Origin of the sequence: Pseudomonas sp. KBW05, assembly GCF_003852405.1 — a bacterium.
Classification (GTDB): Bacteria; Pseudomonadota; Gammaproteobacteria; order Pseudomonadales; family Pseudomonadaceae; genus Aquipseudomonas.
The window spans coordinates 99,067-122,733 of record NZ_QAJM01000016.1 but is presented as its reverse complement, the minus strand read 5'-3'; the positions used below and the strand labels follow the sequence as shown (position 1 = coordinate 122,733).

Below are 23,667 nucleotides of genomic sequence, written 5' to 3'. Positions count from 1 at the left end.
GAAGAGGCCCTGACAGTCACCTCAAGACGCCAAACTCTTCCTGAACCTGGCCAACGCCACCAAGAAAAACACCAACCCAATCCCCGCCAGCGCCAGCAAATCCGGCCACACCACCCCCACCCCCGCATTCCGAAACAGAATCGCCGCACTCAAGCTCACAAAATGCGTCGAGGGCGACCCCTGCATCACCCACTGCAACCACTCGGGCATGCTGTCCAACGGCGTACTGCCACCGGACAACAACAGCATCGGGATAATCACCGGGATCGCCAGCAAGCCAAACTGCGGCGTCGAGCGGGCCAGCGTGGCCAGGAAGATCCCCAGCGCCGTACTGGCAAACAGGTACAACGCCGTCACAAACAGGAACAAACTCAGCGACCCGGCCAGCGGCACGCCGAGCAAACCCTTCACCACCACCTCCAGCGAAATCCACGTACACAACACCACCACCAGCATGTTGCTCCAGATTTTCGCCAGCATGATCTCCAGTGCCGTCAGCGGCAGCACCAGCAAGTGGTCGAGGGTGCCGTGTTCCCGCTCGCGCAGCAGCGCGGTGCCGGTGAGTACGATGGCGAGGATGGTGATGTTGTTGACGATCTGGATTACCGCCAAAAACCAGCCACCTTCCAGGTTGGTATTGAACAGCGCCCGCGTCGTCAGCAGCGCCGGCGCCTGGCTGGCGGCGTCGGTCTGGCCGCCGTAGGCCAGTAGTTCGCGCTGGAAAATCCTGCCGATGTAACCGGCGCCCATAAACGCCTGGCTCATCGCCGTGGCGTCCACGTTCACCTGCACGCCGGGCTGGCGACCGGCCAACAGGTCGGCCTGGAAGTTCGCCGGCACGTTGATCACGAAGGTGTACTCGCCACTGTCCATGACCTTGTCCAATTGGTCGTAGGGCAACGGCACGGGCGCCTGGAATTCGGGCGGTTGCAGGGCCTCGGCCATTTGCCGCGAGAGTGCGCTGTGGTCTTCATCGACAAACGCCACGCTGGCGTTGTGCACGCCAATCACCGAACCGGCGGCGGGCATATAGATAGCCACGGTGAAGGCGTAGAACAGAAACAGCAACAACACGCTGTCGTGGCGCAGGCTGGTGAGTTCCTTGAGGCCCAGGCGCAGGATGTGCGCGAACTTGTGCATCAGGCCTCCTGCTTCTTGAGCATGATCAGGCTAAGCCCGGTAAACCCGACAAAGAACCCGAACAGCGCCAGGCATTGCGGCCACAACTGGCGCAGGTCCAGGGCTTTGGTGAAGGTACCCACGGCGATATCCAGGAAGTGCCCCGCCGGAAACAGCATGCCCATCAACGCCGCCGCGCCTTCCAGGGACGAGCGCGGCACGATCAGCCCGGAGAACTGGATGGTGGGCAGGCTGGTGATGATCATGGTGCCGAGGATCGCCGCGATCTGGGTGCGGGTGAATGCGGAAATCAGCAGGCCCATGCCCGTGGTGGCCAGCACATACAGCAGGCCGCCGAACGCCAGGGTCAGGCCGCTGCCTTTGAAGGGCACGCCGAACAGCCAGCGGTTCATCGCCACCAGCAGCGCCAGGTTGACCAGGCTGACGGCCAGGTACGGCGCCTGTTTGCCCAGCAGGAATTCCAGGCGTGTCAGTGGCGTGGCGTAGAAGTTGGTGATCGAGCCCAGCTCTTTTTCCCGCACGATGCCGAGGGCGGTGAGCATCGCCGGGATAAACGCGAGGATCAGTGCCATCACGCCGGGGCCGATGGCGTTCACGCTGACCACGTCCTGGTTATAGCGAAAGCGCGTTTCCAGCTTGGCCGCTGCCTGGCTGTGTTGCGGCAGGCTGCTCAGTTCGCCCAGTTGCTGGAGGTTGGCCTGGTGTACGGCCTCGACATAGTTGCGGCTGGTTTCCGCGCGAAATGGCATGCCGCCGTCGAGCCACGCCGCCACGGTGGGTTGGCGCCCGGCGTAGAGGTCACGGCCAAAGCCCGGTGGAATCTCCAGGGCCAGTTTGATTTCCGAGCGTTGCAGGCGCCGGTGCAGTTCGTTCGAATCCTGGATCGCAGGCTGCTCGGCGAAGTAGCGCGAGCTGCGGAATGCTTCCAGGTAGGCGCGGCTCTGGGGCGTCTGGTCCTGGTCGTAGACGGCAAAGGCGAGGTTTTCCACATCCAGGGAGATGCCGTAGCCGAAGATCACCATCATGAACATCGCCCCCAGCAGGGCAAACGCCATGCGCACTTTGTCCCGCAGCAGCTCCTTGCCTTCGCGGCTGGCCACCGCCAACAGGCGCGTCAGGCTGAAGCCACGCTTGCTCACGGGCGGCGCGGCGGTTTCGCTGACGGTGGCAGTGGGCGCGCTGGGTTCGGGTTCGCCCTGGGCCTGTTCCAGGCAGGTGACGAAGGCGGCTTCCAGGGTGTCGCCGTGGAATTGCCGTTGCAGCGCGTCGGGCGTGTCGCAGGCGAGCACCTTGCCGGCGTGCATCAGCGAGATGCGGTCGCAGCGCTGGGCTTCGTTCATAAAGTGGGTGGACAGGAAGATGGTCACGCCCTGTTCGCGGGACAGTTCGATCAGCAAGCGCCAGAAATCATCCCGCGCGGCCGGGTCAACGCCCGAGGTCGGTTCATCGAGGATCAGCACTTCCGGGCGATGCAGCACCGCCACGGCCAACGACAAGCGCTGGCGCAAGCCGAGGGGCAGTTCGCCGGAAGGTTGCTCGGCCACGTCACCGAGGTCGAAACGCTGGATCAGCTCATCAATGCGCGGGCCGCTGTCGGCCTTGGGCAAATCGAACAGTTGCGCATGCAGCACCAGGTTCTGGCGCACGCTGAGTTCGCCGTACAGCGAAAAGCTTTGCGACATGAACCCCACGCGCTTGCGGGTGGCCAGGTCCTTGGCGTTCACCGGGTTGCCCAGCAGCTTGGCGCTGCCTTCGGTGGCCGGCATCAGGCCGGTGAGGACTTTCATGGTGGTGGTCTTGCCGCAACCGTTGGAACCGAGAAAACCGAAGATCTCCCCGCGACCAATGGCGAAGCTGACCTGGTTCACCGCCGTGAAGTCACCAAAACGCAGGGTCAGGTTGTGGGCTTCGATGGCGATGTCGGTGTTGTCGCTCTCGCGCGGCGGGATCACCAACGGCTGGTTGTTGTGGGCACTGTCGCCCTGGAAGTGGGTGAAGGCCTCGTCCAATTTGCCGCTGGGTGTAACAGCCGCCAGCTCGCTGCTGAGGCCATCGGCGATCAGCTTGCCGCGATCGAGCATCAGGCAGTGTTCGAATTGTTCGGCTTCTTCCATGTAGGCCGTGGCCACCAGCAGCGTCAGTTGCGGGCGTTCGCTGCGTACGGTTTCGACCAGTTCCCAGAAGCGGCGGCGCGACAGCGGGTCGACGCCGGTGGTCGGTTCGTCGAGGATCAGCAGGTCCGGGTCATGGATCAGCGCGCAGCACAGGCCGAGCTTCTGCTTCATCCCGCCGGACAGCTTGCCCGCCGGGCGTTCGGCAAAGCGTGCGAGGTCGGTGGCCAGCAGCAGGTTGTGCATGCGCTGGTCGCAATCGGCTTTGGACAGACCGAACAGGGTGGCGAAGAAACGGATGTTTTCGCTGATGGACAACTCGGGATACAAGTTGCCGCCCAGGCCTTGGGGCATAAAGGCGATGCGCGGGTACAGGCTGTTGCGGTGGCGGCGGTCCTGGATCGAGCCGCCGAGCACCTGCAATTGGCCTTCCTGAAGCTTTTTGACCCCGGCGATCAACCCCAACAGGCTCGACTTGCCCGCGCCATCCGGGCCGATCAAGCCGCAGCGCGTGCCGGCGGGCAGGCTGAAGGCGATGTCGAGCAGGGCCTGTTGCTTGCCGTAGCGATGGTTGATCCCGGTGGCGTGCAGCGCCAGGCCGGTCATTGCAGGTTGGCCGGCCAGTCGATATCGGCCGTACGCACGTAGCCGGCGCCGGGCATGCCCGGTTTGGCTTGGGGCACGGCGTCGGGGTGGGTCAGGCGCAGTTTGACGCGGAACACCAGTTTCTGGCGTTCGTCGCGGGTTTCCACTTCTTTGGGGGTGAACTGCGACTTGGCGGCGACAAAGCTGATTTTCGCCGGCAGCGGTTGCTGGGGCAGGGCGTCGAGCAGGATGCGCGCTTCACTGCCGACGGTCAGGCGACCGGTGACGGAGGCGGGCAGGTAGAGGTTCATGTATTGGTCATTTGGATCGATCAGCAGCAGCACGCGTCCGCCCGCGCCGAGCACTTCACCGGGCTCGGCCAGGCGCAGCTGGATGATCCCGTCGATGGGCGCGCGCAGGCTGCTGTCGTCGATTTCGCTGTTGAGCTGGGCGACCTGGGCCTGGGCGGCGCCAATGGCGGCTTTTACCGAATTGACCTGGGCTTGCGCAGCGATCACTGCCGCGTTGCCGGTGTTTTGCCGGGCTTGCTGCTGGTCGATCAATTGGCTGCTGGCGAAGCCGCGCTTGTACAGCTCCTGGGTGCGCTTGAGTTCCTGGTTGGCCAGCAACTGCTCGCTTTGGCGCAGTTGCACATTGGCCTCGGCGGCGGCGAAGTTTTCCTTGGCGCGCAGCACTTCGGCTTCGGCCTGGGCGCGTTGGGCTTCGAGGGTGCGGGTGTCCATGCGCGCGAGCAGTTGGCCCTTGAGCACCTTGTCGCCTTCATCCACACGCACTTCCGCCAGGCGCCCGGGGATCTTTGCGGCGATCTGCACTTCAGTGGATTCCAGGCGCCCGTTGCCCATGCTCAGGCCTTCGGGCAGGCGGTCCTGGGTGGAGCGCCAGTAACCGAAGCCGCCGGCGCCGAGCAGCAGGGCGATCAAGGCGATGGCGAAAATACGGGAGGTGTGGTTGTTCTGCGACATGGCGGCTTCCTGCGGCATTAGCGTCCTAGTTTGACCGGGCGGCGCCCAGAGGCGGTTGATACCGGTCAAATGAAGCGCAAGCCTAACGCGCTTGGCGCACAGATGCATGCGTCAGGCGCGTGACCGCCGGGTTCCGGTGCGATCAGCCCAGGGCCAGCACCGCCGCCCATTGTTCGGCAGTCACCGGCATCACGGATAACCGGCTGCCTTTTTGCACCAGCGGCAACTCGGCGAGGGCGGTTTGTTGTTTCAGGTAGCCCAGGCCCAGCACCTTGGGAAAGGTTTTGACGTGCGCCACATCGATCGCGCTCCACGGGTTTTTCTCCGGGGTGGCCTTGGCGTCGAAATAGTGGCTTTCCGGCTCCAGCGCTGTGGGATCCGGGTAAGCCGCCTTGATGATTTTGCCGATGCCGGCAATCCCTGGCTCTGGGCAGCTGGAGTGGTAGAAGAAAAACTCGTCACCCTCGGCCATGGCGCGCAGGAAATTGCGCGCCTGATAGTTGCGCACCCCGTCCCAGCGGGCTTCGCCGAGCTTTTCCAGGCCCTTGATGGAGAGTTCATCGGGCTCGGATTTCATCAGCCAATAGGCCATTTGTGCGCTCCTGAAAATGGGATTGGGCAAGTTGTCAGGCAATTAAATGACAAACCGACAGTCGGTTGGCGTCAAGGTTTGCGTGTTGGTTCACGTTACCGCAGAATGCCCGCTTTTAAGCTTGACGCCGCTGCAACGGACTTCTTTGGAACGTTGTTGTCATCGTGTACGAGGTGCCTGAAGGGGGGCAATCGATGCAACGTAAACCGGATTTACTATGGATTTTGGTTATTTTGTTTGGTCTGGGCGTCGTGACCACCGGGTATGCCCAAAGCCTCTGGTCGAACAAGACCGATGCACCCATTGAACTGACTCAGCAACAACCGCAACCGTTCAAGCGCTGACCCTTCTTCCAGACGCCGCTGTTTACTGCGGCGTCTGCGCGATATACCACTGCTTATCCGTGACGGTGCCAGCCAATGGCACATCCCAGCTCGCCTGCGCCAATCGTTCGACCTTCTGACATTCATGGGCCAGGCCCAGCAGCGTCGGCTTGCGCCAGCTCTTGCGGCGCGCCAGGTAAGCGAGGCTGCGGTCGTAGAAACCGCCGCCCATGCCCAGGCGTCCGCCCACATCATCGAAACCGACCAACGGCAATAACACCAGGTCCAGCGCCCAGATGTTGCGCTGCTGGCCGATGTTCACCCGTGGCTCGAGGATGCGGAAGCGGTTGGGCCGCAGCTTTTCCCCCGGGCGCACGCGCTGGAACACCATCTTCGTACGCGGCCACGCGCTGAGCACCGGCAGGTAGGTGGCCTTGCCCCGGCGCTGGGCGGCGCGCAGCAGCAGGCGCGGATCGATTTCACCGTCCGTCGGCAGATACAGGGATATATGTTTGGCCCGGCGAAACAGCGGCTGCTGTGCCAGTTGCCGATACAGGCCGAGGGCGGCCTTGCGCTGCTCGCTCGGCGTGAGTGCGCGGCGGGCTTTGCGCAACATGCGTCGAAGTTGCGGACGGGAAAGCGGCGCAGGTTCGGTCATGGTGTTCGGCTCATAAAACAATGCCAGTCCGAAGACTGGCATTGAGTTTGGGAATTCAGGCTCCCCGACAGAGCCGCTGTCGACTTAGCCCTTGAACCCGAAAGTTCAAGGTGGAAGAAGCAGTAGGCTTTAAGGCTTTCCGTCTAGCGGACATGCACACCAGCCCAACGTGCAACTTCCAGGGTAGTGCGAATCGGCTCAGGGACATCGCCGACTGGCAAACACGCCAGGGAGTGGGGCGAGTATACCTTAAACGTCGGCGGCAATCAGCCCTTGGGTGCGTCTGAATCGGTGGAAAGCACCAGATCCACACGTTCCAGCAGGTCGCGCACCTGCTCGCGCGTCGAGCCGCTGGCCTGTACGTCAGGGCGTTCCTGCTTGTGCAGCAGATCGTGGGTGATGTTCAGCGCGGCCATCACGGCGATACGGTCGGCGCCGATGACTTTGCCGCTGCTGCGGATTTCACGCATCTTGCCATCCAGGTAGCGGGCGGCGCTCACCAGGTTGTTGCGCTCTTCCTGGGGGCAGATGATCGAATATTCTTTATCCAGGATCTGCACGGTGACGCTATTGCTTGAACTCATGAGTCTTGCTCCAGGGCCTTCAGGCGCGAAATCATCGATTCGACCTTACGCCGGGCGATTTCGTTTTTTTCAATGAGGTGAGCGCGTTCCTCGCGCCAGGTTTTTTCCTGAGCTAGTAGGAGTCCATTTTGACTCTTAAGTTGCTCGACCCGATCAATTAGCAATTCGAGTCTGGCCATCAGCGCTTGCAGGTCGGTGTCTTCCATTGGGTTCCACTGGATTTGTCTGATGAATGGCAACTGCAGGATAAACGATCTGACGCCCTTGATAGTCTTGGTACGTCTGCCGGTGCTAGGATACAGCGCTCCATTCTAGACATTGCGCCGTCTGGCGCCTAGCTCACCATGCCTATTCAGAACTCCCCGTACGATGCTTTCTCCAAACTGCTGAGCACCAGCGGCCACCCTTGCTCGCCGGCCGAATTGCACGGCGTGTTGCTGGGCCGCAGCTGCACCGGCGTAGGCTTTGATGCCGACAACTGGCTGGCCGATGTGGCTGAGCTGCTGGAAACCGAGCCGACCGAGAACGTGCGTAATGCGCTGATCGGCCTGCAGGAAATGGTCAAGGGCGAGCTGACCGGTGACGACGTCACTGTGGTCCTGCTGCTGCCGACGGACGACGCGCCACTGACCGAACGCGCCGCCGCGCTGGGCCAATGGTGCCAGGGTTTCCTCCACGGTTTCGGCGTCAACGCCGGCGGCCTGGAACTGAGCACCGACGCCAAGGAAGTGTTGCAAGACTTGGCAGCGATCTCCCAGGTGCAAGACGCCCTGGAAGAGTCCGAAGACGGCGAAGGCGACTACATGGAAGTCATGGAATACCTGCGCGTCGCGCCGCTGCTGCTGTTCACCGAGACCAAGAAGTCCGCTGAACCCGCCGCACCCAAGCCGTCGCTGCACTGAGAAAGGACGCCCATCTGCCCATGATTCATATCCCCAGAGCGGAATACACTCGGCGCCGCAAGGCGCTCATGGCGCAGATGGAACCCAACAGCATCGCGATCCTGCCGGCCGCCGCCGTGGCCATTCGCAACCGCGATGTCGAGCACGTCTACCGCCAGGACAGCGACTTCCAGTACCTGAGCGGTTTCCCCGAGCCCGAAGCGGTGATCGTGCTGATGCCCGGTCGCCTGCATGGCGAGTACGTGCTGTTCTGCCGCGAACGCAACGCCGAACGCGAACTGTGGGACGGCCTGCGCGCCGGCACCGAAGGCGCGATCCGTGACTTTGGCGCCGACGACGCGTTTCCCATCACCGACATCGACGACATCCTGCCCGGCCTGATCGAAGGCCGCGACCGGGTGTATTCGGCCATGGGCAGCAATGCCGAATTCGACCGGCACCTGATGGAGTGGATCAACGTGATCCGCTCTAAAGCGCACCTCGGCGCCCAGCCGCCGAACGAATTTGTTGCCCTGGATCATCTGCTCCACGACATGCGCCTGTATAAATCGGCGGCAGAAGTGAAGGTGATGCGCGAGGCCGCACGCATCTCCTGCGCCGCCCATGTACGGGCGATGCAGGCCAGTCGCGCGGGGTTGCACGAATACAGCCTGGAAGCCGAGCTGGACTACGAATTCCGCAAGGGCGGCGCGAAAATGCCGGCCTATGGCTCCATCGTCGCCGCCGGGCGCAACAGCTGCATCCTGCATTACCAGCAGAATGACGCGCTGCTCAAGGACGGCGACCTGGTGCTGATCGACGCCGGTTGCGAGATCGACTGCTACGCCAGCGATATCACCCGCACCTGGCCGGTCAACGGCAGGTTTTCGCCCGAGCAAAAGGCGATCTACGAGATTGTGCTGGCCTCCCAGGAAGCCGCCTTTGCCGAGATCGCCCCCAACAAACATTGGAACCAGGCCCACGAGGCCACGGTGCGTGTCATCACCGCCGGGCTGGTCAAGCTGGGGTTGTTGCAGGGCGACGTCGGCGACCTGATCGCCAGCGAAGCCTATAAAGCCTTCTATATGCACCGCGCCGGCCACTGGCTGGGTATGGATGTGCATGACGTGGGCGAGTACAAAGTGGGCGGTGAATGGCGGGTGCTGGAAGTCGGCATGGCCTTGACCGTGGAACCGGGGATCTACATCGCGCCGGACAACCCGAACGTGGCAAAGAAATGGCGTGGCATTGGCGTACGCATCGAGGACGACGTGGTAGTGACCAAGCAAGGCTGTGAAATCCTGACCGGCGGCGTGCCCAAGACCGTCGCCGACATCGAAGCGCTGATGGCGGCTGCCCGATGAGCCGGGTCAACCTGGCGATTATCGGCGGCGGCCTGGTGGGCGCCAGCCTCGCGCTGGCCTTGCAGGCCGGGGCCAAGGCCCGTGGCTGGAAGATCCTGATGATCGAGCCGTTCGCCCCGGGCGACAGCTACCAGCCGAGCTACGATGCGCGTTCGTCGGCGCTGTCCTACGGCGCCAAGCAGATCTATCAACGCCTGGGCCTCTGGCAGGAGATTTCCCGCCGCGCCGAGCCGATCAAGCAGATCCATGTGTCGGACCGGGGGCGTTTCTCCACGGCGCGCCTGTCCGCCATGGAAGAAGGCGTGCCGGCCCTCGGCTACGTGGTCGAAAACGCCTGGCTCGGCCAATGCCTGTGGCAAGGCCTGGATAAAGACGTGGTCAGCTGGCGTTGCCCGGCCGAAGTCACGCGCATGGAACCGCTGCCCGACGGCTATCGCCTGACCCTCAACGATGAAACCGTGCTGGAATGCGACCTCGCCGTGCTGGCCGACGGCGGCCGCTCCGGCCTGCGCGAGCAACTGGGGATCGGCGTGAAGACCCGCCCCTACAACCAGAGCGCGCTGATCGCCAACATCACCCCCAGCGAAGCCCACAACGGCGAAGCCTTCGAGCGCTTCACCGATGACGGCCCGATGGCCCTGTTGCCGCTGCCGGACAACCGTTGCGCGCTGGTATGGACGCGCATCGGCATGGACGCCCAGCGCTTGGCCAATCTCGATGAGCGCAGTTTCCTCAGCGAATTGCAGGGCGTGTTTGGCTACCGCCTGGGCACGCTGAAACAAGTCGGCGCGCGTCACCTGTATCCGTTGACCCTGGTGGAAGCCGAAGAACAAGTGCGCTCCCATCTGGCGATCCTCGGCAATGCCGCCCACAGCCTGCACCCGATTGCCGGGCAGGGCTTCAACCTGTCCCTGCGCGATGCCGTTGCCCTGGCCGAAGCCTTGCTGGCCGGGCCGCAAGTGCCGGGTGACCTGGCGACCTTGCAGGGCTATCGCGAACGCCAGCGCCTGGATCAGAAGTTGACCGTGGGCTTCTCCGACCAGGTCACGCGCCTGTTTGGCAGCGCCCAGCCGCTGGTTGCCCTGGGCCGCAATATGGGCCTGCTGGGCCTCGACCTGTTGCCGCCGGCCAAACGCTGGTTCGCCCGTCAGGCCATGGGCCTGGGCACGCGTCCCGATGCGTAAGTGGTTGATCGAGCGCCTGGGCAAGGCGCGCCTGTTGCGTTGGATCATGACCCTGTACCCGCCCTACCTGGGTGCGGGCGTCAGCGTGCAGCAGATGAGCGCCGATTTTCGTCACGTCAAAGTGCGCATGGGCCTGGGCTGGTACAACCGCAACTACGTCGGCACGCAGTTCGGCGGCAGCCTGTATTCGATGGTCGATCCGTTCTACATGTTGATGCTCATGGAGAACCTGGGCCGCGACTACATCGTCTGGGACAAGGCCGCGAGCATCGACTTTATCTCGCCGGGCAAAGGCCCGGTGTTTGCCGAGTTTTCCATCGACGACGCCTTGCTGGACGAGATCCGCCGGCAGACCGAAGGGGGCGAGAAGTACTTGCCCCACCTCAAGGTGCAGATCTATGACGGCGCCGGCACCCTGGTGGCGCGCGTCGATAAAACCCTTTACGTGCGGCGCAAGCCGCCAGCGAGACAGGCTTAAACCATGGACATGCGCGCAGATGTGCTGATTGTCGGGGCCGGAATGGTCGGAAGCGCCCTGGCGCTGGCGTTGCAGGGCAGTGGCCTGCAAGTGCTGCTGCTGGACGGCAGCCCGCTGAGTGTCAAACCCTTCGACCGTGACGCGGCCTTTGAACCCCGCGTGAGCGCGTTGTCGGCGGCCAGCCAGCGCATCCTCGAACGCCTTGGCGTGTGGGATGGCATTGTCGAGCGCCGCGCCAGCCCTTACGGCGAGATGCAAGTGTGGGACGGCAGCGGCACTGGGCAGATCCATTTTTCGGCGGCCAGCGTGCATGCCGAAGTGCTCGGGCATATCGTCGAAAACCGCGTGGTCCAGGATGCCTTGCTCGAGCGTTTGCACGACTGCGACCTCGGCCTTTTGGCCAATGCGCGCCTGGAACAGATGCGCCGCTCCGGCGATGACTGGCTGCTGACCCTGGCCGATGGCCGCACCTTGCGCGCGCCGCTGGTGGTGGCGGCCGACGGCGCCAACTCCGCCGTGCGCCGCCTCACCGGCACCGCGACCCGCGAATGGGACTACCTGCACAACGCCATCGTCACCAGCGTACGCAGCAGCCAACCGCACCAGCGCACGGCCTGGCAGCGCTTTACCGACACAGGCCCACTGGCGTTCTTGCCGTTGGTACGCGACGGGCAGGAGGACTGGTGTTCGATCGTCTGGTCGACCACACCGGCTGAATCCGAACGCCTGATGGCATTGGATGATGAAAGCTTCTGCCGCGAACTGGAGCGTGCCTTTGAAGGTCGCCTGGGCACGGTGATCAGCGCCGACCCGCGCGTCTGCGTGCCCTTGCGCCAGCGCCACGCCAAACGCTACGTGGCCGAAGGCCTGGCGTTGATCGGCGACGCGGCCCACGTGATCCACCCGTTGGCGGGGCAGGGCGTGAACCTGGGCTTCCTCGACGCGGCGACACTGGCCGAAGTGCTGTTGTCAGCCACCGAACGCGGCGAGCGCCTGGCGGATGCCAAAGTGCTGAGCCGCTATGAGCGCCGGCGCATGCCGCACAACCTGGCGTTGATGGCCGCGATGGAGGGTTTTGAGCGCTTGTTCCAGGCCGACCAACTGCCGCTGCGCTGGTTGCGCAATGCCGGCCTCAAGATGGTCGACCAGATGCCCGAAGCCAAGGCCGTGTTTGTACGCCAAGCTCTCGGCCTGACCGGCGACCTCCCAGACCTGGCCAAACCCTGACCTTGAAATACAGTCCCCTGTGGGAGCGGGCTTGCCCGCGAAAGCGGAGTGTCAGTCACTGAATAGGTTTCTGATGAACCGCTTTCGCGAGCAAGCCCGCTCCCACAAGGGAAATCAGTCGCCGCACACACTGTCATGCAACATCTGGTAACGCCTCCATCAAGCACCAGCAAATGTGAGTCCTTATCATTTGCCCTCTTTTTGCAAATGAGAGACCGCACCCATGTTGGCACCCAAGCGCCTCCTGACTGCCCTGGCACTCACCCTGATCGGCAGCACCACCGTGCAGGCAGCCGACGAAGTGGTGGTCTACTCCTCGCGCATCGACGAACTGATCAAGCCGGTATTCGACGCCTACACCAAAAAGACCGGCGTGCAGGTGAAGTTCATCACCGACAAGGAAGCCCCGCTGATGCAGCGCATCAAGGCCGAGGGCGAAAACGCCACCGCCGACCTGCTGCTCACCGTCGATGCCGGCAACCTCTGGCAGGCCGAGCAAATGGGCATCCTGCAACCGTTCACCTCGCCGGTGATCGACAAGAACATTCCCCTGCAATACCGCTCCTCCAACCATGCCTGGACTGGCCTGAGCCTGCGCGCGCGGACCATCGCCTATTCCACCGACCGGGTGAAACCGGATGACCTGACCACCTACGAAGCCCTGGCCGACAAACAGTGGGAAGGTCGCCTGTGCCTGCGCACGGCGAAGAAGGTCTACAACCAGTCGCTGACCGCCACCCTGATCGAAACCCATGGCGCGGCCAAGACCGAAGAAATCGTCAAGGGTTGGGTCAACAACCTGTCCACCGACGTGTTCTCCGATGACATCGCGGTGCTCGAAGCGATCAACGCCGGGCAATGCGACGTGGGTATCGTCAACACTTACTACTACGGGCGCCTGCACAAGCAGAACCCGAAGCTGGCAGTGAAGCTGTTCTGGCCAAACCAGGGCGACCGTGGCGTGCATGTGAACCTGTCGGGCATCGGCCTGACCAAACACGCACCGCACCCGGAAGCCGCCAAGGCGCTGGTGGAGTGGATGACCACGCCTGAGGCGCAGAAGATCTTTGCCGACGTGAACCAGGAATTCCCGGCCAACCCTGCGGTACCGCCGTCGGCGGAAGTGGCGAGCTGGGGCAAGTTCGTGGCGGACACCTTGCCGGTGGAAGTGGCAGGCAAGCGCCAGGCCGAGGCGATCCGCCTGATGGATCGCGCTGGCTGGAACTAAGTACACTCTGCCGGGCACCGCAGCCCTAAAATGTGGGAGCGGGCTTGCTCGCGAAGGCGGCGTATCAGTCACACATGTATCGACTGACACGACGCCTTCGCGAGCAAGCCCGCTCCCACATTTGGAGTGTGGTGACGCCCAGATATTCATCCACTGAGAACTGACTTTGGCCCACCCCGCCCAACGCCGCTGGTACCTGCCGGTCTTCACCGTCGCCGCCCTGGTGCTGCTGCCGCTGAGCGTGCTGTTGCTGTCCTGGCAAAGCATCGATGCGCAGATCTGGTCCCACCTCTGGGAAACCCAGATGCCGCGCCTGTTGGGCAACACCCTGACCCTGGTGCTCGGCGTCGGCGTCGGCGTGACCTTGCTTGGCGTCAGCCTGGCCTGGCTCACCAGCCTCTGCGAATTCCCCGGACGGCGCTGGCTGGATTGGGCACTGATGCTGCCCTTCGCGATTCCGGCTTATGTGCTGGCCTTTGTGTTTGTCGGCCTGCTGGACTTCGCCGGCCCGGTGCAAACCCTCTTGCGCGACTGGTTCGGCAGCGGCCTGCGCCTGCCGCGTGTGCGGTCCACCAGCGGCGTGATCGTCGTCCTGGTGCTGGTGTTCTATCCCTACGTCTACCTGCTGGCGCGCACCGCGTTTCTCGCCCAGGGCAAAGGGCTGATGGAGGCCGCGCGGGTGTTGGGGCAGTCGCCTTGGCAAGCGTTCTGGCGCGTCGCTCTGCCCATGGCGCGGCCGGCAATCGGGGCGGGTGTGGCGTTGGCGCTGATGGAGACCCTGGCGGATTTCGGCGCGGTCTCGGTGTTTAACTTCGACACCTTCACCACCGCCATTTATAAAACCTGGTACGGCTTTTTCAGCCTGTCGAGTGCGGCGCAGTTGGCCAGCCTGTTGCTGCTGGTGGTGATGCTGGTGCTGTACGGCGAGCGCCGTGCCAGGGGCGCCAGCCGGCCCAGTAACGAGCGGCCACGGGGCAAGGCGCTGTACCACCTGCGCGGGTTCAAGGCCGCAGCGGCCAGCAGTTGGTGTGGGTTGGTGTTTGCCTGCGCGTTTGTCATCCCGATGCTGCAGCTGGTCGCGTGGTTCTGGCAGCGCGGTCGTTTCGACCTGGATGAGCGCTATTCGGGCCTGATCGTCCATACCCTTTACCTGGGCGGCATCGCCGCATTGATCACGGTCAGCGTGGCGCTGGTGCTGGCGTTCGCCAACCGCCTGGCGCCGACCCGGGCGATCCGCTCCGGCATCAGTCTGGCCAACGTCGGGTACGCCTTGCCAGGTTCGGTGCTGGCGGTGTCGATCATGTTGGCGTTCAGCTACCTGGACCGCGAACTGGTGGTGCCGCTGTCCGGCTGGTTGGGTGGTGCGGGCAAGCCATTGCTGCTGGGCAGCCTGTCGGCGCTGGTGCTGGCGTATCTGGTGCGCTTTTTGGCGGTGGCCTATGGGCCGCTGGAAAACAGCCTGGCGCGCATCCGCCCGTCGTTGCCGGAAGCTGCCCGCAGCCTGGGGGTGAGTGGGCCGCGACTGTTTTGCAAAGTGTATCTGCCGTTATTGCTGCCGGGGACGCTGAGCGCGGCGTTGCTGGTGTTCGTCGACGTGCTCAAGGAAATGCCCGCGACCTTGCTGATGCGCCCGTTTGGCTGGGACACCCTGGCGGTTCGGATCTTTGAAATGACCAGCGAAGGCGAGTGGGCGCGGGCGTCATTGCCGGCGCTGACGCTGGTGTTGGTCGGCCTGTTGCCGGTGATCGGCTTGATTCGGCGCTCTGCTCGACAAATCGCTTAGGTGCCAGGCCCACGGCTTGCGGCTACAATGCGCGGCATTCGGTGCGCTCCGCCTTACTGGCTGGGTTGCTATATGTGGCTACAGGCCTTGTAACTCAAGGCATTCAGCGCGTATGTCAACGCTGCGCACCTTCGCCAAGCCCGGAAGGAGAAACCCATGGGACAGCGTACGCCTCTGTATGACCTGCATCTCGCCCTCGGCGCGAAAATGGTCGATTTTGGCGGTTGGGATATGCCTCTGCATTACGGCTCGCAAGTTGAAGAACACCATCAGGTGCGACGCGACTGCGGGGTGTTCGATGTATCTCATATGACCGTAATCGATGTCACCGGCCCCCAGGCCAAGGAATGGCTCCAGCACCTGCTGGCCAATGATGTCGAGCGTCTGCATGGCTGCGGCCGTGCGTTGTACAGCGCCATGCTCAACGACAAGGGCGGCGTGGTGGACGACATGATCGTCTACCGTACCGACGCCGGCTACCGGCTGGTGGTCAACGCCGCCACTCGCGACCAGGACATGGCCTGGATGCAGGCGCAATTGGGCGGCTTCCAGGTGCAGCTCAATGAGCGGTCCGAGTTGGCCATGCTCGCCATCCAGGGCCCCCACGCCCGGCAGAAGATCGCCGAGCTGGTCACCCAGTCCCGCAGCGCCCTGATTCACCAGCTCAAGCCCTTCGAAGGCCTGGCCGATGGCGATTGGTTTATCGCCCGCACCGGTTATACCGGCGAAGACGGCCTGGAGATTGTGTTGCCTGCCGATCAGGCCCCGGGTTTTTTCAACGACCTGGTGGGCGCCGGCATTTCCCCCATCGGCCTCGGTGCCCGCGATACCCTGCGCCTTGAAGCCGGCATGAACCTGTACGGCCAGGACATCCACCAGGAGATTTCCCCGCTCGCCGCCAACATGGCCTGGAGCATTGCCTGGGAGCCTGCCGGGCGCAATTTCATCGGCCGCGCCGCGCTGGAAGCCGAATTGGCGGCCGGTGTGCAGTTCAAATTGATCGGGCTGGTGCTGGAAGAACGCGGGGTTTTACGCGCTCACCAGGTGGTTCGTATCGCCAATGTTGGCGAAGGAGAGATCACCAGTGGTAGTTTCTCTCCTACGTTGAGCAAATCCATTGCCTTGGCGCGTGTACCGACGGCGACGGCCGATCGGGCCGAAGTGGAAATCCGCGGCAAGTGGTATCCGGTTCGAGTGGTCAAGCCGACCTTCGTGCGCCATGGCAAAACCTTGATCTAACCTATTTCCGGCAGGCCGAAGGCCGCTGACATTACTTCTTGAGGACACAGACTATGAGCGATATCCCTGCCGACCTGCGTTTTGCCGAAAGTCACGAATGGGCCCGACTGGAAGCTGACGGCACCGTGACCGTTGGTATCTCCGACCATGCCCAGGAAGCGCTGGGTGATGTGGTGTTTGTCGAGTTGACCGAAGTGGGCAACGTGTTTGCCGCAGCTGATCAGGCGGGTGTGGTTGAGTCGGTGAAAGCCGCTTCGGATATCTACTCGCCAATTGCTGGCGAAGTGATTGCGGTGAACGAGGCCCTGAGCGGTGAGCCTGAGTTGTTGAACTCTGACCCGTATGGCGCCTGGATCTTCAAGCTCAAGCCAAGCAACCCGGCTGACCTGGACAAACTGCTGGATGCTGCTGGCTACAAGGCTGCCATCGGCGAGTAAGTAGTACGCACTGTGTGGCTTGCTGTGGCGAGGGAGCTTGCTCACGCTGGAGTGCGAAGCGCTCCCAAGATTTTGGGGCCGCTACGCAGCCCAGCGGGAGCAAGCTCCCTCGCCACAAAAGCCAGCTCCCACATTTGATTGGGGTGAGCCAGGTTTTTCAGCTCGCTTTCAACACGGCTTTCACTGCCGCCACCGAACGCTCCACATCCGCCTCGGTCATCGCCGTGAACATCGGCAACGACACGATCAAGCGCCCAACCTTTTCCGCCACCGGGAACATGCCTTCCTTGAATCCCTGTGCCCGATAAAGGCTGAGCAGGTGGATCGGCGGGTAGTGATAGCCAATGCCGACGCCGTGGGCCTGCATCTGCTCCATGAACGTGGCCCGGGCTGGCAGGCCGTCCTGACGCTCCGGCAGCACCAGTTGGAACAGGTGCCAGTTGCTGTTTTCGAAATCCGCCGGTGGCAGTTGCGCGCCGTATGTCTCTTCAAAGTCGCTGCCGAAGCATTTGAAATAGTGCCGCGCCAGGTTCTGGCGATGGGCGGTGATCTTCTCGATATGGGCAAACTGCCCCAGGCCGATGGCCGCCGCGATATCGGTCATGTTGAACTTGCCGCCCAACACATCCACATCCAGGCCGTCGAAGCCGGTACGGGTCACGCCTTGCAGGCGGTACTTCTCGGCCAGGCGCGCTTCTTCGGTGTTGTTCAACACCAGGCAGCCGCCTTCGGAGGAGGTGATGTTCTTGTTCGCCTGGAAGCTGAACGACACGAAGTCCCCAGAGGCGCCGATGCGTTCGCCATCCCAGCTGGAACCCAGGGCCTGGGCGGCGTCTTCGACGATGCGCAGGTTGTACTTGTTGGCCAGTGCGTAAAGCATCGGCATATCCAGTGGCAGGCCTGCCAGGTAAACCGGGATGATCGCCTTGGTGCGCGGTGTAATCGCCGCTTCGACCTGAGCCAGATCGATATTGCGAGTGACCGGATCGATGTCGGCGAACACCGGCGTAGCACCCACTTCCAGGATTACGTTGGCCGTGGCGACCCAGGAGATCGGCGTGGTGATGACCTCATCGCCCGGGCCGACCCCGGCGATGCGCAGGGCAATCTCCATGGTGCAGGTGCCCGAGTTGAACGTGCGCACCGGCCGGCCGCCAAAATATTCCGACAGCTGGGCTTCGAATGCCTGCACTTTCGGCCCGCTGGTGATCCAGCCCGAGCGCAGTACATCGCCGACTGCCGAGATAGTGGCTTCGTCGATGGTGGGTTTGGAGAACGGCAGGAAGGGCTGTTGGCTCATGACGACGAAGGCATCCGTTTCAGATTGGCGATGAGAAAAGGCTTATCAGAACCGGCATGGTTGCACGGCTCGACTGAATATAGCCTGTCGCCCGTGAATGAATCGTCATGATGACGGCGAAAATGCCGCTTTATGAGCGGCATTCCTTGTGGCAAATCAGAAAGACAAACGCGCCTCCAGAAATACATTTTGCTCCTTGAGTTTGCCTTTGAGCTGTTCATCCCGGGCATTTATTCGGTTGGCGAAGGTGTTGTAGCCGGTTTCTACATCGCCCATGGCGACGTATCGGTATCCGGCGCCCAGGGTGAGTTGTTCGGTGGCCTTGGCTTCCAGGCCCATGCCCACACTGTAGGCGAAATTATGCTGGCGGTTATTGGCGAAGCGGCGGGTATCAACGGTTTGGTAGCCCTCGGCTTCAACCCGTGCAACCCCCATCCCAGCCATGCCGTAAAACGACAGCCAATGGTTGATCGGGATGTCCTTGTAGCCATTGAGCATCAAGCGCTGGCTGTTGACCTGCAGGTTGTTGACGTTGGCATTGAAGGGCGCCCAGTAGGATTTGAACGCAGAGCTGTTTGGCATCGTGTATTCCCCTTCCACGCGCCAGCCATCGGTAAAGGCATAACCCACTGCAAACGAGGCGACGAGTGACTTGGTGCTATCGGGGGCTTGCACTCGCTCGGTGACACGGGGGCTGGTCAGCAACGCACTCGAAAGGTTTTGGCGAGCGTTATTGAGTTTGGCCGACCCGTACCAGCTTTCTGCTTGAGCGTGGGAGGTTGTGAATGCAGCGAGAAGTATCGCGTAGACGAGCTTTTGCATGGGCGGTGATTCGCTTTGTATAAAAGGAATCCATAGCTTGTGATCTGGCCCACGCTCGTCACGACAGGACCTATCCCGATCTACTGGGGAAAAGCAGAATGTATGTGTAGTTATCAGCACTGACTGCTGTAAGAACGAATACAAAAATGCCGCTTAAAAGCGGCATTTTTTATGGGCCGAGTGTTACTCGGTGACGGCATTTTTCGCGAGGATGGCGTTGGCCAGCTCCATGTCCGTGGCCTGCAGGCCAGGGTTGTCGGCGCGGACTTTCTGCATTGCGGCTTCCAGGTACGGACCGCGGATGCCGCCGTCGCTGGCAACAAAGCTGCCCGCGTCATCTTGCGCAGCGACCACCAGCTTGTGGTCCTTGAAGGTCAGGTACGTCGAGCCGGTAGTGGCGCCCGACGAGATGACATTGCGCCAGAAACTGTCGGCCATGGCTGAACCGACAGGGAGGGAAAGCACAGCGAGGGTTGCGACAGCATATTTGAGACGCATGATGGGTGACTCCGGGTGGTTATCTGTACTTTATGATTGTAGTCAGGCCTCCCGAGTTCCATCAGTGACTAAACAGTTTCAACCTTCAAAATCACCCCATCCTGGCCAATCACCCGGACTTGAGCGCCCGCAGGGCTGTCAGGACCGGTCACCATCCAGACGCCATCGCCGACTTTGACCTTGCCCCGGCCATCGATAATCGGCTGATGCACCACGAAGATGCGCCCAACCAGCTCCGAACCCCGTTCATTGAGCCCGGGTTGGTCGCTGGGCTTGGCGCTGCTGCGCAGGCGTTTCCACCACGCCAGCGCCGTCAGCAGCGACAGCACCGCAAACAGCAGCAGTTGCCATTCCAGCCCCAGGGACGGCACCAGAAACTTGATCACACCCACGGCAGCCGCTGCGATACCCATCCACAACAGGTAACCGCCGGCACCGAAGACCTCAAGAATCAGCAGCACCGTGCCCAGTGCCAGCCAATCCCAGAACGACAGATGCTGCAGGAAATCCCACATGGTGATTGCCTCAGCCTTTCTTGCTGTCGAAGGTCGCCTTGACGATCTCGCCGATGCCGCCGACCGCGCCGATCACCTGGCTGGCTTCCAGCGGCATCAGGATCACCTTGCTGTTGTTGGCCGAGGCCAGTTTGCCGAGGGCGTCGATGTATTTTTGCGCGACGAAATAGTTGACCGCCTGCACGTTGCCCGAGGCGATCGCTTCCGACACCACTTGTGTTGCGCGCGCTTCCGCTTCGGCCTGACGCTCACGGGCTTCGGATTCGAGGAACGCTGCCTGGCGGCTACCTTCGGCCTCCAGGATCTGCGCCTGCTTCTTGCCTTCGGCAGTCAGGATCGCCGATGCCCGCAGGCCTTCGGCTTCAAGGATCTGTGCACGCTTGATCCGCTCGGCTTTCATCTGGCCGGACATGGCGGCCATCAGGTCAGCTGGCGGGCTGATGTCCTTGATCTCGATACGGGTGATCTTGATGCCCCATGGCGCGGTGGCTTCATCGACGGTACGCAGCAGCTTTTCGTTGATGCCGTCACGCTGGCTGAGCATCGCATCCAGCTCCATGGAGCCGAGGACGGTACGGATGTTGGTTTGCAGCAGGTTGCGGATGGCGTGTTCGAGGTTGTTGACCTCGTAGGCGGCCTGGGCGGTATTGACCACCTGGAAGAAGCACACGGCGTCGATCTGCACGGTGGCGTTATCGGCGGTGATGACTTCCTGTGGCGGGATATCCAGCACGCTTTCCATCACGTTGATCTTGCGACCGATGCGGTCCATGACCGGGATGATGATGTTCAGGCCGGGCTTGAGGGTGTTGGTGTAGCGGCCGAAACGCTCGACCGTCCATTGGTAGCCCTGGGGCACCACCTTGAAGCCCATGATGAGCAAGGCCACGGCCAAGCCCACGAAAATAAGCAGTACGGTTCCGATCTGCATAGCGATTCCCTATCCGATGTTGTCAGTGAGCGGAGTGTAACGATGTTGCCACTGATAAAAACGGTTTCACGCCGTAACAATACAAAGGATTTGTTTCTGAATCCCCGGGTGTGACCCGCAATACTTCGGTCATGGTTGTCAGGCCGGCGCCGGCCTTTTCCGTGGCGGCCATGCGCAGGCTGCACATGCCTTGGGCTATCGCGCTCCGGCGCAGGGCCTGCACGTCGGTGCCGGGGGTGATCAACGCCTTGAGGTGTTCGTCCAGCACCATGATTTCATAGACGCCGGCACGGCCCCGGTAACCGCTGTTTCGACATTCCCCGCAGCCAACGGCCTCATGGGCGTCTTCGCGCATTCGTTTGCAGTGCGGGCACAACAGTCGCACCAAGCGTTGCGCCATCACCCCTATAAGGGTAGCCCTGATCAAATAATGAGCAATCCCCAGTTCCTGTAATCGGGCGACCGCGCTGGGTGCGTCGTTGGTGTGCAGGGTGGCCAGCACCAAGTGCCCGGTCAGTGCCGCCTGGATCGCCATTTCTGCGGTCTCCTGATCGCGGATCTCGCCGATCATGATGATGTCCGGGTCCTGGCGCAGCAGTGCGCGGATGCCGCTGGCGAAGGTCAGGTCGATGTTGTGCTGGACCTGCATCTGGTTGAACGCCGGTTCGACCATCTCGATAGGGTCTTCCACCGTGCACAGGTTGACCTCGCGGGTCGCCAGTTGCTTGAGCGTGGTGTAGAGCGTGCTGGTCTTGCCGGAACCGGTAGGGCCGGTGACCAGGATGATGCCGTGGGCCTGGCACGTCATGGTGTGCCAGCGTCGCTGGTCCTCGGCGGATAAGCCCAACTGGTCGAAATCCTTGAGCAGGACCTGCGGGTCGAAAACGCGCATCACCAGTTTTTCGCCAAACGCGGTGGGCAGGGTTGAAAGGCGTAATTCCACTTCGGTGCCTGTTGGGCTTTTGGTCTTGACCCGGCCGTCCTGAGGTTTGCGTTTCTCCGCCACGTTCATCCGTCCCAGGCTTTTGAGGCGGCTGACGACCGCCATCGTCACCTGGTGCGGAAATTGGTAGACGTCGTGCAGCAGCCCATCGATGCGAAAGCGTACGCGGCCCTGTTCTCGGCCCGGTTCTATATGGATATCGCTGGCGCGCTGGGCAAAGGCGTACTGCAACAGCCAGTCGACGATATTGACGATATGGGCGTCGTTGGCATCGGGCTCCTGGTCGCTGGCGTTGAGGTTGAGCAGCTCGAAAGGGCCCGGTGCCGTCATCTTTTGATCGGCACCGCTGACGGACTTTGCCAGCCGGAAAAACTCGCCCATGCAGCGTTGGATGTCCTGGGGGTTGGCCACCACGCGTTTGATCGAGCGCTTGAGGACCTGGGCCAACCCTGCTTCCCAACTGGTGACGAACGGCTGGGCACTGGCGATGGTGACGGTGTGCGCATCCACCGCCACGGCAAGAATGGCGTGGCGTTGGGCGAAGGCGTGGGACATCAAGGGGACGACGGCGGCGACGTCGATCTTCAGCGGGTCGATACGCCAATACGGTTGCCCGGCATGGCCGGCCAGCCACTGGGTCAGACTCTCCAGCGATGGCCCCAGGGCGGCGATGCTTTCCAGGGGATGCAGGGTGTTGCTGGTCGCAAGCGCAGACAGGCGCTTTGCCATGTCGGCGGTCACCAGCCCCGCGTCGATCAAGGGCGGCAACAACGGCAGCAATTCCAAGCGTTGATCAGCAGGCATCAAGGGTTTCCTGGGGGGTGGTGGGCGTAATCCCAGGCTAGCCAGCCCCTGCCAATCTGCCTCCCAGGGTGTATTGCAGACTTTTACTGAGCCGCCGCCACCAGCGCCGCAGCCCGCACCGCATCAGTCGGCCACAGTTCCAGCGAACACACGCTGATAAGGTTTCGAATCTTTTCACCGATCACCTGGGCACGGTGCCAGCTCAGGCCGTCCAGGGTGATGTCGATCGTCAGCAGGTCGTGTTCGCGGTTCACCGTCACCTGCTGTGGCGTGAGGAATTGCAGGGCGAAATAGTTGAGCACCCGGCACAGCACATCCGGTTCCGCTTCGGCGACGATCTGGTAATGCGCCTGGCAGTGGGCGCTGTTGACGGCCCACACATCGGCGCGGGTAACAGAGTGGCTGGTTTCGACGGCGTGCATGGGAATTCTCCAGATTCGACTGGAGAAATTTTTACATTCGCCAACGGAGATTTCTTATCTAAGATGAGCCGATATTTCGATATTTCGAATCATCCAATTCAAGATAAGCGCCATAGAAGGTATTTATATGCACAGTGAGCTGGACGCCTACGACCGTCGCATCCTGGCCTTGCTGCAAGAGGACGCCTCGCTCTCCAGCGCGCAGATTGCCGAACAGGTCGGCCTGTCCCAGTCGCCGTGCTGGCGGCGCATTCAGCGGCTCAAGGAGGAGGGCGTGATTCGCGCGCAGGTGACACTGCTGGACCGCAAGAAGATCGGCCTCAATACGCAGATTTTCGCCGAGGTCAAACTCAACGCTCACGGGCGCTCCAACTTCACTGAGTTCACCGACGCGATTCGCGGGTTTCCAGAAGTCTTGGAGTGTTATGTGCTGATGGGGGCGGTGGATTTTCTGCTGCGCATCGTTACAGCGGATATCGAGGCGTACGAGCGGTTTTTCTTTGAGAAGTTGTCGATGGTGCCGGGGATTCAGGAGGTCAATTCGATTGTGGCGTTGTCGGAGATCAAGTCCACTACCAGCTTGCCAGTGTTGCGCTGACCCTGTGGGAGCGGGCTTGTGTGGGAGCGGGCTTGCT

General features: G+C 62.2%; 25 protein-coding genes and 1 other RNA gene. 11 read left to right on the top strand and 15 right to left on the bottom strand.

What is annotated here, in order from left to right:
• Positions 1–21 precede the first annotated feature (21 nt).
• The 4 genes from DBR46_RS15155 to DBR46_RS15140 form a co-directional block, all read right to left on the bottom strand.
• Entirely contained in the window at positions 22–1,140 is a 1,119-nt protein-coding gene (locus tag DBR46_RS15155; protein WP_124526851.1) for an ABC transporter permease, read from the bottom strand.
• On the bottom strand, positions 1,140–3,857 hold the full coding sequence (gene rbbA, locus DBR46_RS15150; RefSeq protein ID WP_124526850.1) for a ribosome-associated ATPase/putative transporter RbbA: 2,718 nt from the start codon (positions 3,855–3,857) through the stop codon (positions 1,140–1,142). Before rbbA ends, DBR46_RS15155 begins: the two co-directional genes overlap by 1 nt.
• Positions 3,854–4,819: an HlyD family secretion protein gene (locus tag DBR46_RS15145; protein ID WP_017739075.1), complete on the bottom strand. Its 966-nt coding sequence runs from the start codon at positions 4,817–4,819 to the stop codon at positions 3,854–3,856. Before DBR46_RS15145 ends, rbbA begins: the two co-directional genes overlap by 4 nt.
• A gap of 142 nt (positions 4,820–4,961) precedes the next feature.
• Positions 4,962–5,411, bottom strand: coding sequence for an EVE domain-containing protein (locus DBR46_RS15140; protein WP_124526849.1), 450 nt, complete (start codon positions 5,409–5,411; stop codon positions 4,962–4,964).
• Positions 5,412–5,605: 194 nt separating this feature from the next.
• On the opposite strand from DBR46_RS15140, the gene DBR46_RS15135 reads away from it, so the two are divergent.
• On the top strand, positions 5,606–5,755 hold the full coding sequence (locus DBR46_RS15135; protein WP_085986534.1) for a hypothetical protein: 150 nt from the start codon (positions 5,606–5,608) through the stop codon (positions 5,753–5,755).
• A 22-nt stretch (positions 5,756–5,777) separates the two neighbouring features.
• On the opposite strand, the gene DBR46_RS15130 is transcribed toward DBR46_RS15135, so the two are convergent.
• The 4 genes from DBR46_RS15130 to DBR46_RS15115 all read right to left on the bottom strand — a co-directional run bounded on the left by DBR46_RS15130 (position 5,778) and on the right by DBR46_RS15115 (position 7,182).
• A complete protein-coding gene (locus tag DBR46_RS15130; protein ID WP_124526848.1) occupies positions 5,778–6,392 on the bottom strand; it encodes a 5-formyltetrahydrofolate cyclo-ligase in 615 nt (204 codons plus the stop codon).
• A 57-nt stretch (positions 6,393–6,449) separates the two neighbouring features.
• Positions 6,450–6,628: non-coding RNA, 6S RNA (gene ssrS, locus DBR46_RS15125), on the bottom strand.
• A gap of 30 nt (positions 6,629–6,658) precedes the next feature.
• Complete coding sequence (locus DBR46_RS15120) at positions 6,659–6,976, bottom strand: cell division protein ZapA (RefSeq protein WP_124526847.1); 318 nt, start codon at positions 6,974–6,976, stop codon at positions 6,659–6,661.
• Positions 6,973–7,182, bottom strand: coding sequence for a TIGR02449 family protein (locus tag DBR46_RS15115; RefSeq protein ID WP_003177365.1), 210 nt, complete (start codon positions 7,180–7,182; stop codon positions 6,973–6,975). Before DBR46_RS15115 ends, DBR46_RS15120 begins: the two co-directional genes overlap by 4 nt.
• Positions 7,183–7,320: 138 nt before the next feature.
• On the opposite strand from DBR46_RS15115, the gene DBR46_RS15110 reads away from it, so the two are divergent.
• The 9 genes from DBR46_RS15110 (at position 7,321) to gcvH (ending at position 16,797) form a co-directional block, all read left to right on the top strand.
• A complete protein-coding gene (locus tag DBR46_RS15110) occupies positions 7,321–7,878 on the top strand; it encodes a YecA family protein (protein WP_017739071.1) in 558 nt (185 codons plus the stop codon).
• 20 nt (positions 7,879–7,898) lie between these two features.
• A complete protein-coding gene (pepP, locus tag DBR46_RS15105) occupies positions 7,899–9,221 on the top strand; it encodes a Xaa-Pro aminopeptidase (RefSeq protein WP_124526846.1) in 1,323 nt (440 codons plus the stop codon).
• Positions 9,218–10,405: a 2-octaprenyl-6-methoxyphenyl hydroxylase gene (gene ubiH, locus DBR46_RS15100; RefSeq protein WP_124526845.1), complete on the top strand. Its 1,188-nt coding sequence runs from the start codon at positions 9,218–9,220 to the stop codon at positions 10,403–10,405. Before pepP ends, ubiH begins: the two co-directional genes overlap by 4 nt.
• Positions 10,398–10,883, top strand: coding sequence for a DUF4442 domain-containing protein (locus DBR46_RS15095; RefSeq protein WP_017739068.1), 486 nt, complete (start codon positions 10,398–10,400; stop codon positions 10,881–10,883). Before ubiH ends, DBR46_RS15095 begins: the two co-directional genes overlap by 8 nt.
• 9 nt (positions 10,884–10,892) lie before the next feature.
• Positions 10,893–12,110, top strand: a complete 1,218-nt coding sequence (locus DBR46_RS15090) for a 2-octaprenyl-3-methyl-6-methoxy-1,4-benzoquinol hydroxylase (RefSeq protein WP_177414077.1) — start codon at positions 10,893–10,895, stop codon at positions 12,108–12,110.
• Between the two features lie 223 nt (positions 12,111–12,333).
• Positions 12,334–13,338 (top strand): extracellular solute-binding protein, encoded by a 1,005-nt coding sequence (locus DBR46_RS15085; protein ID WP_124526843.1) that lies wholly within the window; start codon positions 12,334–12,336, stop codon positions 13,336–13,338.
• A gap of 166 nt (positions 13,339–13,504) precedes the next feature.
• On the top strand, positions 13,505–15,121 hold the full coding sequence (locus tag DBR46_RS15080) for an iron ABC transporter permease (protein WP_124526842.1): 1,617 nt from the start codon (positions 13,505–13,507) through the stop codon (positions 15,119–15,121).
• 156 nt (positions 15,122–15,277) lie between these two features.
• Positions 15,278–16,360 (top strand): glycine cleavage system aminomethyltransferase GcvT, encoded by a 1,083-nt coding sequence (gcvT, locus tag DBR46_RS15075; RefSeq protein WP_124526841.1) that lies wholly within the window; start codon positions 15,278–15,280, stop codon positions 16,358–16,360.
• A 53-nt stretch (positions 16,361–16,413) separates the two neighbouring features.
• Positions 16,414–16,797 carry a glycine cleavage system protein GcvH gene (gene gcvH, locus DBR46_RS15070; RefSeq protein ID WP_124526840.1) on the top strand — a complete coding sequence of 128 codons (384 nt, stop codon included), beginning with the start codon at positions 16,414–16,416 and terminating at the stop codon, positions 16,795–16,797.
• A 157-nt stretch (positions 16,798–16,954) separates the two neighbouring features.
• Here gcvH and DBR46_RS15065 read toward each other — a convergent pair whose 3' ends face one another.
• The 7 genes from DBR46_RS15065 to DBR46_RS15035 all read right to left on the bottom strand — a co-directional run bounded on the left by DBR46_RS15065 (position 16,955) and on the right by DBR46_RS15035 (position 23,032).
• Entirely contained in the window at positions 16,955–18,097 is a 1,143-nt protein-coding gene (locus DBR46_RS15065; protein ID WP_124526839.1) for a DegT/DnrJ/EryC1/StrS aminotransferase family protein, read from the bottom strand.
• 156 nt (positions 18,098–18,253) lie between these two features.
• Positions 18,254–18,919, bottom strand: a complete 666-nt coding sequence (locus DBR46_RS15060; RefSeq protein ID WP_124526838.1) for an outer membrane protein — start codon at positions 18,917–18,919, stop codon at positions 18,254–18,256.
• Positions 18,920–19,102: 183 nt separating this feature from the next.
• Positions 19,103–19,417, bottom strand: coding sequence for a DUF2388 domain-containing protein (locus tag DBR46_RS15055; protein WP_003176799.1), 315 nt, complete (start codon positions 19,415–19,417; stop codon positions 19,103–19,105).
• Between the two features lie 68 nt (positions 19,418–19,485).
• Positions 19,486–19,932, bottom strand: coding sequence for an NfeD family protein (locus DBR46_RS15050; protein WP_124526837.1), 447 nt, complete (start codon positions 19,930–19,932; stop codon positions 19,486–19,488).
• Between the two features lie 10 nt (positions 19,933–19,942).
• The gene (locus DBR46_RS15045) at positions 19,943–20,863 is read right to left on the bottom strand and encodes an SPFH domain-containing protein (RefSeq protein WP_017739057.1); all 921 of its coding nucleotides are present in this window, start codon (positions 20,861–20,863) and stop codon (positions 19,943–19,945) included.
• A 22-nt stretch (positions 20,864–20,885) separates the two neighbouring features.
• Positions 20,886–22,610 (bottom strand): GspE/PulE family protein, encoded by a 1,725-nt coding sequence (locus DBR46_RS15040; protein WP_124526836.1) that lies wholly within the window; start codon positions 22,608–22,610, stop codon positions 20,886–20,888.
• A gap of 83 nt (positions 22,611–22,693) precedes the next feature.
• Positions 22,694–23,032 carry a hypothetical protein gene (locus tag DBR46_RS15035; protein ID WP_124526835.1) on the bottom strand — a complete coding sequence of 113 codons (339 nt, stop codon included), beginning with the start codon at positions 23,030–23,032 and terminating at the stop codon, positions 22,694–22,696.
• A 127-nt stretch (positions 23,033–23,159) separates the two neighbouring features.
• Between DBR46_RS15035 and DBR46_RS15030 the strand changes: the two genes are divergently transcribed.
• Positions 23,160–23,630: an Lrp/AsnC family transcriptional regulator gene (locus DBR46_RS15030; protein WP_017739054.1), complete on the top strand. Its 471-nt coding sequence runs from the start codon at positions 23,160–23,162 to the stop codon at positions 23,628–23,630.
• Positions 23,631–23,667 lie beyond the last annotated feature (37 nt).